The organism is Gemella haemolysans ATCC 10379, assembly GCF_000173915.1.
GTDB lineage: Bacteria > Bacillota > Bacilli > Staphylococcales > Gemellaceae > Gemella > Gemella haemolysans.
The window spans coordinates 274,618-289,771 of sequence record NZ_ACDZ02000008.1; the positions used below are offsets into that span (position 1 = coordinate 274,618).

General features: G+C 35.5%; 9 protein-coding genes, 3 tRNA genes and 2 rRNA genes. 10 read left to right on the top strand and 4 right to left on the bottom strand.

The window, feature by feature from the left end; all coding sequences use genetic code 11:
- Window positions 1–128: 128 nt before the first annotated feature.
- From GEMHA0001_RS03675 to rpmH, 4 genes are all read right to left on the bottom strand, one after another.
- Window positions 129–494: a response regulator gene (locus GEMHA0001_RS03675; RefSeq protein ID WP_003144242.1), complete on the bottom strand. Its 366-nt coding sequence runs from the start codon at window positions 492–494 to the stop codon at window positions 129–131.
- A gap of 8 nt (window positions 495–502) precedes the next feature.
- Window positions 503–1,381 (bottom strand): RNA-binding cell elongation regulator Jag/EloR, encoded by an 879-nt coding sequence (gene jag / locus GEMHA0001_RS03680; protein ID WP_003144263.1) that lies wholly within the window; start codon window positions 1,379–1,381, stop codon window positions 503–505.
- A 2-nt stretch (window positions 1,382–1,383) separates the two neighbouring features.
- Window positions 1,384–1,728: a ribonuclease P protein component gene (gene rnpA / locus GEMHA0001_RS03685; RefSeq protein ID WP_003144300.1), complete on the bottom strand. Its 345-nt coding sequence runs from the start codon at window positions 1,726–1,728 to the stop codon at window positions 1,384–1,386.
- 126 nt (window positions 1,729–1,854) lie between these two features.
- A complete protein-coding gene (gene rpmH, locus GEMHA0001_RS03690) occupies window positions 1,855–1,989 on the bottom strand; it encodes a 50S ribosomal protein L34 (RefSeq protein ID WP_003144116.1) in 135 nt (44 codons plus the stop codon).
- A 679-nt stretch (window positions 1,990–2,668) separates the two neighbouring features.
- Here rpmH and dnaA point away from each other — a divergent pair.
- The 10 genes from dnaA to GEMHA0001_RS03740 all read left to right on the top strand — a co-directional run bounded on the left by dnaA (window position 2,669) and on the right by GEMHA0001_RS03740 (window position 15,055).
- Window positions 2,669–4,153, top strand: a complete 1,485-nt coding sequence (gene dnaA, locus GEMHA0001_RS03695) for a chromosomal replication initiator protein DnaA (RefSeq protein ID WP_003144416.1) — start codon at window positions 2,669–2,671, stop codon at window positions 4,151–4,153.
- Window positions 4,154–4,310: 157 nt separating this feature from the next.
- Window positions 4,311–5,450 carry a DNA polymerase III subunit beta gene (dnaN, locus tag GEMHA0001_RS03700; RefSeq protein ID WP_003144177.1) on the top strand — a complete coding sequence of 380 codons (1,140 nt, stop codon included), beginning with the start codon at window positions 4,311–4,313 and terminating at the stop codon, window positions 5,448–5,450.
- Window positions 5,451–5,657: 207 nt separating this feature from the next.
- Complete coding sequence (locus GEMHA0001_RS03705) at window positions 5,658–6,848, top strand: MFS transporter (RefSeq protein WP_003144393.1); 1,191 nt, start codon at window positions 5,658–5,660, stop codon at window positions 6,846–6,848.
- 556 nt (window positions 6,849–7,404) lie between these two features.
- Window positions 7,405–8,358 carry an L-lactate dehydrogenase gene (locus GEMHA0001_RS03710; protein WP_003144253.1) on the top strand — a complete coding sequence of 318 codons (954 nt, stop codon included), beginning with the start codon at window positions 7,405–7,407 and terminating at the stop codon, window positions 8,356–8,358.
- A 262-nt stretch (window positions 8,359–8,620) separates the two neighbouring features.
- Entirely contained in the window at window positions 8,621–9,661 is a 1,041-nt protein-coding gene (locus GEMHA0001_RS03715) for a LacI family DNA-binding transcriptional regulator (RefSeq protein ID WP_003144126.1), read from the top strand.
- Window positions 9,662–10,016: 355 nt separating this feature from the next.
- Window positions 10,017–10,090: transfer RNA gene (locus GEMHA0001_RS03720), tRNA-Gly, on the top strand.
- Between the two features lie 110 nt (window positions 10,091–10,200).
- Window positions 10,201–11,757 (top strand): 16S ribosomal RNA (locus tag GEMHA0001_RS03725).
- Between the two features lie 77 nt (window positions 11,758–11,834).
- A tRNA-Ile gene (locus GEMHA0001_RS03730) sits at window positions 11,835–11,911 on the top strand.
- 29 nt (window positions 11,912–11,940) lie between these two features.
- Window positions 11,941–12,016: transfer RNA gene (locus tag GEMHA0001_RS03735), tRNA-Ala, on the top strand.
- A 158-nt stretch (window positions 12,017–12,174) separates the two neighbouring features.
- Window positions 12,175–15,055: ribosomal RNA gene (locus tag GEMHA0001_RS03740) — 23S ribosomal RNA — on the top strand.
- The 16S and 23S rRNA genes sit together here with 3 tRNA genes alongside, the layout of an rRNA operon.
- Window positions 15,056–15,154: the final 99 nt, after the last annotated feature.

A 15,154-nucleotide genomic window follows, 5' to 3' on the forward strand; every position in this document is an offset into this window, starting at 1 on the left:
TCATAGACGCAGTGGTTTATTGATATCTAAATTCGCTTTTTAAAAGCTTTTTAGATATCTAATAAACTGTGCAAGGGGGACTCGACAAAATCGATTTCTCCGAAATCACGATTTTTGAGTCACTCCTTCTATTTCATAAGTTCTATTTCTGAAATCGCAAATTCTAAATCATCTAAATCATACTCTTTTGGCAGTACACCACAAGCGCCATTAGCAAATGCCTGTCTTTTATATACTGGTACTTCTCCAACGCTACTGCAGATAAGCACTTTTGCATCAGGAAACTTCGTACAAATTTCCTTCGTCGCCTCTAAACCATCCATTATCGGCATACAAATATCCATCGTTACGAAATCTGGTTTTAACCTTCTATACATTCTCACAGCTTGTTCGCCATTTTCTGCAAAATGACACTTATATCCTGCACGACTAGCAATTTCTGCTCCGCGACTTCTGTAATATGAACTATCATCAACTATTAATACTGACTTCATTAGACCTCCTATTTAGCTGTAATAACTAAATATCTGTGTGGCTCTTCACCACGTGATTCTGTTTCAACATTTTTAATTCCTGTTAAGGCATTGTGAATAATTTTTCTTTCAATGCTTGTCATTGGTTCTAATTCTACAGGTTTTCCAATTTTTTTAGATTTTTTAGCTAAGTTTAACGCTAATTCTTCTAATGTTTTCTTACGATTTTCTCTATAATCATCACAATCAACTTCTATTCTGAAGTAGTGTGAGCTGAATTTTTTAGCATAGTTATTAACTAAAAATTGTAAACTGTTTAAAGTGATTCCGCGTTTACCAATTATTAAACTAGTATTTTCTTCTGTTTTAATATTTAAAGTAAAGTGACGATTACCATCTTCTCTAAAATCTACAGTCACATCAGGATATCCCATCGCAACAACAATATTTTGTAGATAATTTACAATACGCTCTTGATTTTTTACGATGTAATCTTCTCTTTTAGCTTTTTTAACCTGTTCTTCATTTTGTTCAGCTTCTACAACAGGTTCTTCTTCTTCTGATTTTGTTTCTTCATTATGAACATCTTGTTCAACCACTTTTTCTACAACAACTTCTTCTTGTTCTGTTGTTTTAACTTCAACTTCTTGCTCTTTTTCTGCTACTTTCTCAACTTCAACCACTTCTTCAGTTGCTTTAGCTAATTCAACAGCATCTTCTTTATTATAATCTTCATCTAATGGAACTAATTTCACTTTTGCTTCTTTTTTAAATAAACCGAAAATACCTGCGCTCCCACCTTCGATTACTTCAATTTTTACTGCATCTTCTGTTAAAGCTAGGTCTTTTAATCCTTTTTTTATAGCCTCATCTACAGTAACTCCAACATAATAATATTCTTTTTCCATTCTTAACTCCTCTTCGCTTTCATAAGTTTTGATCTTTTTAAAACATGATCGATGCTGCTACCGAACTCTAAGAATGGCATATCTTTAGCACCAGGTCTTGCTATCACTATAATATCATAGTTTTTAACAAGTTCTTTTCTTGTTTTAAAAGTTTCTCGTATGTATCTTTTTATTTTATTACGTTCAAAGGCTTTTCCTAATTTTTTACTAACAGAAATACCTAAACGCATATGGTCTAAATTATTTTTTTGATAATAAATAACAAACTGTCTATTCGCAAAAGATTGTTTTTTTCTAATAATATTATCAAAATCTTGACTTCTTTTTACTCTATATTCTTTTTTCATTTTAAAACCTTTCTTAACACTAATAATTTTAACAGTTTATTTAACTTTTTACAACTATCTTTCTTATTTTTTAGGACCAGTTAATAAAAAAAGAGTACCACTTTCGTGATACCCTCTGTGCAAACATTAAGCTGAAAGAACTTTTCTTCCTTTAGCTCTACGTCTTGCTAATACATTTCTTCCGTTTTTAGTGCTCATTCTAGCTCTAAATCCGTGTACTTTTGAATGTTTTCTTTTATTTGGTTGATACGTACGTTTCATTTTGTCCTCCTCGAGTTTTCTTTTCTTTACTTAGATAGATGTAATAACTGAATTAGTTTAACATATCTAAAATAATTTATCAAGTAAAAACCTAATTTTTTCTAAAAAAAATCTAGGCAGGTGAAAATATACTACAAAATATAACTAAATATTATCACTAATTATGATTAAAATTCTTATTTCTTTCATTAATATATAAAAATAATAGTCCATGTACTAATAGATAATATTGTTAATAATCTGTTAATTTTTGTTTTTCAGTATAAGAAAATATTTAAGTATCTCTTTAAAAGACTTTTCCACAGTTTATTATAAGTTATCCACATATCTTTGTTAATAACTTTATTAACATCTAGAAAACATTTTCTTTTTTCTTAAGTTTTTAACAGATTTATAAAGTTATTCACAATTTCACATTTAAAAGTTATTCACAGGTGTTAATTGTGTGTGAAAAACTCTTTAAGTATGTTTATATCAGTCTTAAAGGTTGTTAATAACCTTTTGAATCATCTTTATTATTTATTTTATTTCTTTTCTTTTTAACATATTCACAACTTTTTCTTAATCTTTTTTTAACATAGTTAATAACTTCTGTTAACAACTTGTGGATAACTAATGTTTTATTTTATTAACAATCTATGCTATAATTAATTATATATTTTTTTAAGGAGGTATTTCATTGAGTAATTCTAATTTCTTATGGGAAATTATTCTTCGTGAACTAAAAAGTACCGTTGATCCTCATGTATTTGATACTTGGTTTTCTGGTGCTTCTATAGATAACGTCGATTTTATGAAAAAATCAATAGTTATTACTAGTAAAGAAGCTCTTATTTCTCAATTTATTCAAGGTGCTTATGATCAAAAATTAAAAGAAATACTAAAGAAAAATACTGGATTTGATTTTAATATAGACTATACTTCCCTTGATACTGATATTCCTCTAATTACACCTCAGGTGTTTGATGAAAAGCCAGCAGCTGAAAATCTAATTAGACAGAACTTTCTTCAAGGTGATAAACCTTCTGGAGCTCAACATTTTTATCAAAAACAAACTTTTCCTCTAGAAGATTATAAACATCCTGTCCCTAATAAAAATATTACAGCGAGTAAAAAGAATCCTACGCTTAATAAAAACTACACTTTTGAAAATTTCGTAGTAGGAGAAGGTAATGCTTTTACACATAATATAGCATGGAACGTTGCAGTTTCTCCTGGTGGTATCTATAATCCTCTATTTATCTACGGAGGTGTTGGACTAGGAAAAACGCACTTACTTCATGCTATTGGTAATGAAATGGAAGCTAATTTTCCTGATTTTAAAATTGAATGTATTTCATCTGAGAAGTTTTTAAATGAATTTCTTGCTTCTATTAAACCGATGAAAGATAAAAACAACTATACTAATGCGGATGAAGACTTTAGAAGAAAATACCGCGACGTTGATGCTCTTTTAATCGATGATATTCAATTCTTATCAGGTAAAACTGAAACACAAAATGCATTCTTCCATACATTTAACGAGCTACAAATGAATCAGAAACAAATCGTTCTTATAAGTGATCGCTCTCCATCTCAACTTAATGATTTGGAAGATAGATTAGTTACTAGATTCAGTCAGGGGATTACTGCGGACATTACACCACCTGACTTCGAAACACGTATGGCAATTATTAAATTCAAATGTGAACAGTTCGATATTAAACTAGATGAAGAGACACTTACTTATATTTCTAGTAATGTATCATCTAATATAAGAGAGCTTGAAGGTGTTCTTAAACGTATTAAGTTCACAGCAACTTCTAAACATGAACAACCTTCACTTAGTATTGCCGAGGAAATACTAAAAAGCGCGAAAACTTCACCTAGAAAAAATATCTCACCTGACAACATTATTAATGTTTGTGCAGACTTCTATAAAATCAAGGTTGATGATATTCTTTCATCTTCTCGTAAAAAAGAAGTCGTACAGGTTAGAAATATAGCTATCTACTTATGTAGGGAACTTACTACATTATCATTCCCTTCTATAGGTGATTGTTTTAATAAAGATCATACTTCTATTCTTTATTCATTCAATAAAATAGCAAAACTAAGCAAAGATGAAAATCCTGAGATTTTTGAAGATATAGAAGTAATAAAAGAACGTTTAGGAAAAATATAAGAGGCTGTTAAAATCTACTAAAGATATTAATATGTTTTTTCACAAGTTATTAACAAGGAAAAATTCATTATTTTTGCGTATTCTTTAGTTTTCCACAGTATTTACAGGCCTTATTATTATTATTTTATTAAATATATATTATATATAAGGAGAAAACATGAAATTTACTATAACTAAATCAAATTTTCTTGATGGTTTAAATCACGTATCAAGAGTAATTGCACCTAATTCTCTTTTTGAAATTCTAAAAGGAATTAAAATAGAATTAGAAAAAGATAAACTTATATTAAAAGCAAGTGATTCTTTAGTATCTGTAGAATATTCTGTAGATAGTTTCGAAGATGATAAAGAAGTTATTACTATAGAAGAAGAAGGACAAGTAGTATTACCTTCTCGAAATTTTATAGAAATAATTAGAAAAGCCCCAACAGATTTAATAGAGATTGAAACAGTTGGTAACAATATTTTAGTTAAATCAGGTAAAAGTGAATTTAACGTAAAAGGATATGATGCAAATGATTATCCAGAATTCCCAGTTATCTCTAAAGAAAACAGTCTTAAATTAGAAGCTAATGTTTTTAATGATATTATTAAAGAAACAGTATTTTGTACTGCACCAAATGATCAAAGACCTATTCTTGAGGGAGTTAACTTCTCATTAAGTAACAAAATCTTAACAGCGACAGCAACTGACTCATATCGTCTAAGTAGAAGACAAGTTACACTAAATGATGAAGATAGCAACAAAGAGTTTAACTTAATTATTCCTAGAAAAGCTCTAACTTATTTCCAAAGAATGATAGAAAATGGAAAAGATCAAGTAGAAATCTTCTATGAAAACAATAGAATAGTTCTTTACTACCAAAATGTAGTTTATACAGTATTATTAATTAGCGGAAACTATCCAAATACTAATAAACTTATTCCTACTGTTTTTGAATGTACATTCGTAGCGAACAGTAGAGAATTCTTTAGTGCAGTTGATAGGGTTGCATTAATGAGTAGAGAAGATAAAGACGATATTATTAAATTAGTAGTAACTGATAATCTATTAGAAGTTTCTTCTCAATCTAAAGAGTTAGGTAGTGCAGTAGAGGAATTAAAAGTTTCTTCTACATTAGAAGATGAAAAATTCGAAATTTCTGTATCTGGGAAATATCTAAAAGACGCGGTTGCTGCGGTTGCTGCGGAAGAAATTATCGTTAAGTTCTCAGGTGAGCTAACAGCGTTTATTATTCAACCAAGTGATTATCACAGAGAAATTATTGAATTAATTTTACCAGTTAGAACTTACTAATAATAAATAGGGGAAGCGGATTGAAATAAAAAGATCCGTAAATCAATTATTTAATTAAAAAACGTAATGGTTTATAGATATACTATATAAAATAGTAATATTATTTAGAATATCTATTAACTATACGGGGGTGACTTTGTAAATATGATTTATATAAAATCAGTATTTTTAAGTTACTCCCTTTTCAAGGTTAAATTAGGAGGAACAATGACAAAGAAAAAAACTAGCATATTAATTTTATTAGGTGTTGTCTTTTTAGGACTTATTCTTAGAACACCTATTACAGCAGTAGGTGCAATCGTAGGACCATTAAAATCTATACTAGATATCAACAATACAGTTGCTGGATTTATCACAACAATACCATTAATTGCATTTGCGATATTCAGTCCGATGGTAGCAAAATTATCAAATAAAGTAGGTTTAGAAAAAACTATATTATTAGCTGCGGTAATTATTTCTGTAGGTTTAGGGCTTAGATTCTATATTAATACTTATGTATTCTTCCTTACGACATTTATCATAGGAGTAGGAATAACAGTAGGTAATGTATTATTACCAGGATTAGTTAAGAAATATTACCCAGAAAAACTAGGGGTTATGACTGGTTTCTATGCAGTTGTTATGAATGTAGGGGCTGCGGTTGCTGCGGGGATTAGTTATCCATTGTTAAATACCAATATAGGTGGAGAGAAATTCTCAACAGGACTTGCGGTTAATATTTGGATTATTATTGCAATTATCAATATATTTATCTACGCAGCTATGTCGAAAAATAATGTAGTAAGTGATGTTAAAGATACTCATGAAAAAGTTCATGGATACTTTAAACATTCTAAAATGTGGACGATTATGTTAAGTATGGGATTACAATCTGCATTATTCTATTGTAGTGTTTCATGGTTTGCTGAAATTATGATTAGTAAAGATTTCTCACCTGAAACAGCAGGACTATTATTATCAATTAGTCAATTCGCTCAATTTCCATCTACTTTTATAGTACCGATTTTAGCTGATAAATTACATAATAAATTAATTATTCCTACAGTAATTACTATTGGATATATCGTGTCACTTGTTGGAATGCTTTCGACAAGTGGGAACTTCGTATTAATGCTAACATTTATAATTATCTTTGCGTTAGCTGGGGGAGGATCATTTTCATATGTTATGTATTTATTCTCAGCTAAATCAAGAAATGAAAGTGAAGCGGCTGATATCTCAGGTTTAGCACAATCAGGGGGATACTTATTAGCGGCAATATTCCCACCATTATTAGGATATATCAGAGATATCTCTGATTGGAATAAAGCACTATATGTATTAATAGCGACATCAGTAGTATTACTGGTGACACTAATTCACTGTAGTTCTAAAGGAAATATAATAGAAAAATAATAAATAAGAGTAACTAACTATCTATTTCTGTGAAAATAGTAAAGGTTAGTTACTCCTTTTTTATAGTATAAAGTTTTCGTAAAAAAGTTTATAGAAACAAAAATAAGTATATGAATAATACAGTAAAAAGAAGTAATTGAGAGACTATATAATATATTAATCTATTGTAAATACAGTTTCTAGAAAAATAATAGTACAAGAATAAGAATTTTAATAAAAAATTAAGGTATTTTGAATAAAATTGAAATATTATCTTATAATATAAGTATAAGCAAAAATTAAGAATAAAGAAAGAAAACGTTTTAACTAATATTGAAATAATACATAATAAATTGTAAAAAATATATGAAAATTTGTTTAGATTACTAACAAGATAGTATAATTAAAAGGGATAAAAACACTTTCTTTTTTTACAATAATGTGATATAATTCTAGATGAAATGAGATATTTATACTTTAATTTAAATATTATAGTATTTTGTCTCATAAATATAAAATAGTAAAAATAATTACTTTAAAATATCTAAAATTATATATAATATATGGAGGTTTTCTTATGAAAGCGAAAAATAGAAAAGTTGTTTTAATAGGAGCAGGAATGGTAGGGATGAGCTTTGCTTATCAATTATATTCAAGCGGACTTTGTGAAGAACTAGGATTAATCGACTTCTTCGCTGAAAAAGCTGAAGGTGAAGCAATGGACCTTAACCACGGTGGAGCTTTAGTACCACCTATTAAAGTAACTTCAGGTGGATACGAACAATGTGCTGATGCAGACGTAATCGTAATCGCTGGAGGTCTTCCACAAAAACCAGGTGAAACTCGTCTTGACCTAGTTGACAAAAACATGAAAGTTGTTAAAGATATGTCTGAGCAAATCGTAGCTTCAGGATTCGATGGAGTTATCGTTATCGCATCTAACCCAGTAGACGTATTAACTAACGCTTTACAAAAATTCACTGGATTCCCAAGAAACAAAATCGTTGGATCAGGAACTACTCTTGACTCTTCAAGATTCCGTTACATCTTAGGAGAAAGATTAAACCTAGCACCAAGCAGTGTTCGTGGATATATCATTGGGGAACATGGAGACACTCAACTTGCTGCATGGAGTAACGTAAATGTTTACGGAAAACAATTCGACAGATTCTTAGAAACTTCTAAATTCACTAAAGAAGACTTCGCTGATGTAGAAGAAAAAGTTATGCGTGCTGCTTACGAAGTAATTAACCGTAAACGCGCTACTTACTACGCAATCGGTCTTGCTTTATTCACAATTGTTAAAGCTATCTTACGTGACGAAAACGTTGAGCTTGCAGTAAGTGGATACTGTGATGGACACTACGGAATCGACGGATTATATATCGGAACTCCAGCTATCGTTGGACGCGAAGGTGTTCGTGAAGTTGTTGAATTAGAATTAAACGAAGAAGAAAAAGCTAAAATGTTACACTCTGCTAAAGTATTAAAAGAAACTTTAGACAATGCATACGCAGCTTTAGAAGCTTAATTCAATTAAAAAATTATAGAAGAATTAGATTCAAATCTTTAATTTAAAGAAGAATTTAATTCTTCTTTTTTTTGTAGAACTTAAGTAAAGGGAATACGATATTTATAGATAAGTAAACGTTTTTTGAAAATAAAAAAATATGAATAATTTTGTTTTCAAGTACTAGACTTATATTAAAAAATTTGTTACAATATAAAAGGATGAAAAGGTTTTAAAAGTTATCAAAGCAAAAAAAGCAATAAAAAAGTAGAGGAGATAGACTATGACAATAACGATATATGACGTAGCAAAAGAAGCAAAAGTATCGATGGCAACAGTATCTAGGGTTGTTAATAATAATCCTAATGTAAAAGAAGATACAAGACTACGTGTCCAAGAGGTTATTAAGAAATTAAGATATACACCTAACGCTGTTGCCAGAGGACTTGCTAGTAAGAAAACAACAACAATCGGTATAGTATTACCAGATATAGCAGACTTATCTTCTGCAGAAATAGTAAGTGGTATTGAATCAGTAGCTAATATGTACAAATACAATATCATTTTAGCAAATTCATGTGACGATCAAGAAATCGAAAAAAATATTTTTGCTTCATTCGTAAGTAAACAAGTGGACGGAATCATCTATCTAGGGCATTCATTATCAGATAGTTCAAAAAATTATTTACAAGATATTCAAATACCAGTAGTATTAGCTGGGAATTTAGGAACAGATTCTGAGTTTTATTCAGTAAACATTGATTATGAAAAAGCAGCATATGATGTTACTAAAGAATTTTTATCAAAAGGTACTAAAAATATTTCATTAGTAATAGATAAATATGAAAGTCAAAAGACTCAAAGATTAATCAAAGGATACAAAGATGCCTTAGCATCAGAAAAAGTTGAATTTAAACCTCAAAATATAATTGATGGATACAGAACATATAAAGAAAGTAATAAACTATACAAAGCTGTAAGTAATATTGAAGCAGAAGTTGTAATTACAATGTTTGATGAAGTAGCGTTAGCAACTATGCAACAAGCACTAGATCTTGGAATGAGTATCCCAGGAGATTTACAAATCCTTTCATTAGAAAATACAAAACTAATAAATATGACAAGACCAAAAATTTCATCTATATTCCAACCAATTTTTGATATAGGTGCAGTTTCTATGCGTGTCTTAACTAAGATTATCGATATAGAAAAAGCAAAACGTAAAGGTGAAGAAATTGATGAAGAAGAGTTAGCAGAACTGAAAGCTCAAGAAAAAGAGATGAATTTACCTTATAGAATAGTTCACAGACAAACGACAAAATAAAAATAAAAAAACTATATTTTATAGAAGAAAAAGTTTAGAAATAGAAAAAATGAAATTTTCTAAACTTTTTTTTCATTTTCTTATTGACATAAAGTATAAGTGATGATAGAATAATAAAAGTCTTCTGATAGAGAAGACGAACAATTAAATATTAATCAAAAACTAATGTTAAGTTTTTTTGAAAAAACTCTTGACAAAAGAAATTGATAATGTTAAAATAATAAAGTCTTAAAGACGAAGTGAAACTTCGAAATAACTTTTTAAAAAAATAAAAAAAAGTTATTGACAAAGATTTAAAAAAATGATAAAATAATTTAAGTGTTGAAGAAACACGAAAGATTAAAAATTTAATAATGCGGGTGTAGTTTAGTGGTAAAACCTCAGTCTTCCAAACTGATGTTGTGAGTTCGATTCTCATCACCCGCTCCATTATTTTGAACATTGAAAACTAAACGAATTAAGTCGACGTTAATTCCAAAAAAGGACAGTTTTAAAAAGAAACTATAAAACTTTTAATGAGCTAATCAAGCTAACAAATTTATTTGGAGAGTTTGATCCTGGCTCAGGACGAACGCTGGCGGCGTGCCTAATACATGCAAGTCGAGCGAAGTTTTTCTGGTGCTTGCACCGGAAAAACTTAGCGGCGAACGGGTGAGTAACACGTAAAGAACCTGCCTCATAGACTGGGACAACTATTGGAAACGATAGCTAATACCGGATAACAGCATTAACTGCATGGTTGATGTTTAAAAGTTGGTTTTGCTAACACTATGAGATGGCTTTGCGGTGCATTAGCTAGTTGGTGGGGTAAAGGCCTACCAAGGCGACGATGCATAGCCGACCTGAGAGGGTGATCGGCCACACTGGGACTGAGACACGGCCCAGACTCCTACGGGAGGCAGCAGTAGGGAATCTTCCGCAATGGGCGAAAGCCTGACGGAGCAACGCCGCGTGAGTGAAGAAGGATTTCGGTTCGTAAAGCTCTGTTGTTAGGGAAGAATGATTGTGTAGTAACTATACACAGTAGAGACGGTACCTAACCAGAAAGCCACGGCTAACTACGTGCCAGCAGCCGCGGTAATACGTAGGTGGCAAGCGTTGTCCGGAATTATTGGGCGTAAAGCGCGCGCAGGTGGTTTAATAAGTCTGATGTGAAAGCCCACGGCTCAACCGTGGAGGGTCATTGGAAACTGTTAAACTTGAGTGCAGGAGAGAAAAGTGGAATTCCTAGTGTAGCGGTGAAATGCGTAGAGATTAGGAGGAACACCAGTGGCGAAGGCGGCTTTTTGGCCTGTAACTGACACTGAGGCGCGAAAGCGTGGGGAGCAAACAGGATTAGATACCCTGGTAGTCCACGCCGTAAACGATGAGTGCTAAGTGTTGGTCTCATAAGAGATCAGTGCTGCAGCTAACGCATTAAGCACTCCGCCTGGGGAGTACGACCGCAAGGTTGAAACTCAAAGGAATTGACGGGGACCCGCACAAGCGGTGGAGCATGTGGTTTAATTCGAAGCAACGCGAAGAACCTTACCAAGTCTTGACATACTGTGAGGACACAAGAGATTGTGTTGTTCTGACCTTTGGTTAGACACAGATACAGGTGGTGCATGGTTGTCGTCAGCTCGTGTCGTGAGATGTTGGGTTAAGTCCCGCAACGAGCGCAACCCTTATATCTAGTTGCCAGCAGTAAGATGGGGACTCTAGATAGACTGCCAGTGATAAACTGGAGGAAGGTGGGGATGACGTCAAATCATCATGCCCCTTATGACTTGGGCTACACACGTGCTACAATGGATAGGAACAAAGAGAAGCGAGCTCGCGAGAGTAAGCAAACCTCACAAAACTATTCTCAGTTCGGATTGTAGTCTGCAACTCGACTACATGAAGCTGGAATCGCTAGTAATCGCGAATCAGAATGTCGCGGTGAATACGTTCCCGGGTCTTGTACACACCGCCCGTCACACCACGAGAGTTTGTAACACCCGAAGACGGTGGCCTAACCTTTTAGGAGGGAGCCGGTCACGGTGGGACAGATGATTGGGGTGAAGTCGTAACAAGGTAGCCGTATCGGAAGGTGCGGCTGGATCACCTCCTTTCTAAGGATAAGGAATACGTTGATAATTCGTTTAGTTTTGAGTGTTCAAAACATTCAAATAAGAATAAAATTTAATAGGGGCCTATAGCTCAGCTGGTTAGAGCGCACGCCTGATAAGCGTGAGGTCGATGGTTCAAGTCCATTTAGGCCCACCATTTATTCTTAATTAAATACAATTTCATATGGGGCCTTAGCTCAGCTGGGAGAGCGCCTGCTTTGCACGCAGGAGGTCAGCGGTTCGATCCCGCTAGGCTCCACCATTTTTGAACAATGAAAACTGAATATATATATTAGATCAAAAATAATTTTCTATAAAGTAAAAGAAACAGATTTACAAAACCGAGAAAAAAGTAAGTAAGTTGTAAAAACTTATTCACAAAGAGTTCAAGGAAAAGAACGAAGCGTAAAAGCTACACACGATTAAGTAGTAAAGGGCGCACGGAGGATGCCTTGGCACTAGGAGCCGATGAAGGACGTGACAAACGACGAAATGCTACGGGGAGCTGTAAGTAAGCAAAGAGCCGTAGATATCCGAATGGGGGAACCCACCGCTTTTAAAAGGGCGGTACGCGAAAGCGAGGTAACGCAGGGAACTGAAACATCTAAGTACCTGTAGGAAGAGAAAGAAAAATCGATTTCCTGAGTAGCGGCGAGCGAAAAGGAAAGAGCCCAAACCAATGTGCTTGCATATTGGGGTTGTAGGACTCTCAACAAAGTGTATGACAAAGTATAGTAGAACTAGCTGGAAAGTTAGACCGTAGAAGGTAAAAAGTCCTGTATACGAAATGCTAAGTTGGCGCGAGAGAGCACCTGAGTACGGCGGAACACGAGGAATTCCGTCGGAATCTACCAGGACCATCTGGTAAGGCTAAATACTACCTAGTGACCGATAGTGAACCAGTACCGTGAGGGAAAGGTGAAAAGAACCCCGGGAGGGGAGTGAAAGAGAACCTGAAACCGTGTGCTTACAAGTAGTCAGAGCCCCTTGAGGGTGATGGCGTGCCTTTTGTAGAATGAACCGGCGAGTTACTTTATCATGCGAGGTTAAGTGGAAGACATGGAGCCGCAGCGAAAGCGAGTCTTAATAGGGCGAAATAGTATGATGGAGTAGACCCGAAACCAAGTGATCTACCCATGGCCAGGTTGAAGTTTAGGTAACACTGAATGGAGGACCGAACCAGGACACGTTGAAAAGTGTTTGGATGAGCTGTGGGTAGCGGAGAAATTCCAATCGAACTTGGAAATAGCTGGTTCTCTCCGAAATAGCTTTAGGGCTAGCCTCGTTGTGAGTTTACTGGAGGTAGAGCACTGTTTGGACTAGGGGCCCATCCCGGGTTACCGAATTCAGACAAACTCCGAATGCCAGATAAATATCAACGGGAGTCAGACTGCGGGTGATAAGGTTCGTAGTCGAAAGGGAAACAGCCCAGACCGCCAGCTAAGGTCCCAAATTGTATGTTAAGTGGAAAAGGATGTGATGATGCACAGACAACCAGGATGTTGGCTTAGAAGCAGCCACCATTTAAAGAGTGCGTAATAGCTCACTGGTCGAGTGACATCGCGCCGAAAATGTACCGGGGCTAAACATACAACCGAAGCTGCGGATATAACTAATGTTATATGGTAGGAGAGCGTTCTAACATCGTAGAAGCCGAGCTGTAAGGCGAGGTGGAGAGGTTAGAAGTGAGAATGCCGGTGTGAGTAGCGAAAGATAGGTGAGAATCCTATCCACCGAATGACTAAGGTTTCCAGAGGAAGGCTCGTCCGCTCTGGGTAAGTCGGGACCTAAGGTGAAGCCGAATGGTGAAGCCGATGGACAACAGGTAGAAATTCCTGTACCACCAAATATCGTTTGAGAGAAGTGGGGACAGAGGAGGCTAATTGATCGTCCTGATGGAATAGGACGTCTAAGCACAAAGGTTGAGTAGTAGGCAAATCCGCTGCTGTAAGACTGAAGTGTGATGGGGAGCGAAATATAGTAGCGAAGTCAATGAAGCCAAACTCTCAAGAAAAGCCGCTATCGAGATAAGAGGTGCCCGTACCGCAAACCGACACAGGTAGTTGGGAAGAGAATTCTAAGGTGAGCGAGAGAACCATCGTTAAGGAACTCGGCAAAATGACCCCGTAACTTCGGGAGAAGGGGTGCCTACGAGAGTAGGCCGCAGTGAATAGGCCCAAGCGACTGTTTAACAAAAACACAGGTCTCTGCAAAACCGTAAGGTGAAGTATAGGGGCTGACGCCTGCCCGGTGCTGGAAGGTTAAGAGGAGTGCTTAGCGTAAGCGAAGGTATGAATTGAAGCCCCAGTAAACGGCGGCCGTAACTATAACGGTCCTAAGGTAGCGAAATTCCTTGTCGGGTAAGTTCCGACCCGCACGAAAGGCGTAACGATTTGGGCACTGTCTCAACGATGGACTCGGTGAAATCATAGTACCTGTGAAGATGCAGGTTACCCGCGACAGGACGGAAAGACCCCATGGAGCTTTACTGTAGCTTGATATTGAATTTTGATGCAGTATGTACAGGATAGGTAGGAGCCAGAGAATCATGCACGCCAGTGTATGAGGAGGCGTTGTTGGGATACTACCCTTGCTGTATTGAAATTCTAACCCTCGGCGTAGAAGACCGGGAGACAGTGTCAGGTGGCAGTTTGACTGGGGCGGTCGCCTCCCAAAGAGTAACGGAGGCGTTCAAAGGTTCCCTCAGAATGGTTGGAAATCATTTGCAGAGTGTAAAGGCACAAGGGAGCTTGACTGTGAGACCTACAAGTCGAGCAGGTGCGAAAGCAGGACTTAGTGATCCGGTGGTTCCGCATGGAAGGGCCATCGCTCAACGGATAAAAGCTACCCTGGGGATAACAGGCTTATCTCCCCCAAGAGTCCACATCGACGGGGAGGTTTGGCACCTCGATGTCGGCTCATCGCATCCTGGGGCTGTAGTCGGTCCCAAGGGTTGGGCTGTTCGCCCATTAAAGCGGTACGCGAGCTGGGTTCAGAACGTCGTGAGACAGTTCGGTCCCTATCCGTCGTGGGCGTAGGAAATTTGAGAGGAGCTGTCCTTAGTACGAGAGGACCGGGATGGACGTATCAATGGTGTACCAGTTGTCACGCCAGTGGCATAGCTGGGTAGCTAAATACGGAAGGGATAAGAGCTGAAAGCATCTAAGCATGAAGCCCCCCTCGAGATGAGATTTCCCACGGATATTAAGACCCCTTGAAGACGACAAGGAGAATAGGTTAGGAGTGTAAGCACGGTAACGTGTTCAGCTGACTAATACTAATAGGTCGAGGACTTAATCAAGTGAAAGTTCTTTAGAAAAGTAACTGTTGACAAAAAGAAAAAAGATGATATAATATGTATATGAAGTTTTCGTCTGGTGGCGATAGCGAAGAGGACACA

Bases quoted from the DNA above. Each gene is read 5' to 3' on its own strand.
- GEMHA0001_RS03675 (WP_003144242.1), bottom strand. From the start codon at position 494: ATGAAGTCAGTATTAATAGTTGATGATAGTTCATATTACAGAAGTCGC.
- jag (WP_003144263.1), bottom strand. From the start codon at position 1,381: ATGGAAAAAGAATATTATTATGTTGGAGTTACTGTAGATGAGGCTATA.
- rnpA (WP_003144300.1), bottom strand. From the start codon at position 1,728: ATGAAAAAAGAATATAGAGTAAAAAGAAGTCAAGATTTTGATAATATT.
- rpmH (WP_003144116.1), bottom strand. From the start codon at position 1,989: ATGAAACGTACGTATCAACCAAATAAAAGAAAACATTCAAAAGTACAC.
- dnaN (WP_003144177.1), top strand. From the start codon at position 4,311: ATGAAATTTACTATAACTAAATCAAATTTTCTTGATGGTTTAAATCAC.
- GEMHA0001_RS03705 (WP_003144393.1), top strand. From the start codon at position 5,658: ATGACAAAGAAAAAAACTAGCATATTAATTTTATTAGGTGTTGTCTTT.
- GEMHA0001_RS03710 (WP_003144253.1), top strand. From the start codon at position 7,405: ATGAAAGCGAAAAATAGAAAAGTTGTTTTAATAGGAGCAGGAATGGTA.
- GEMHA0001_RS03715 (WP_003144126.1), top strand. From the start codon at position 8,621: ATGACAATAACGATATATGACGTAGCAAAAGAAGCAAAAGTATCGATG.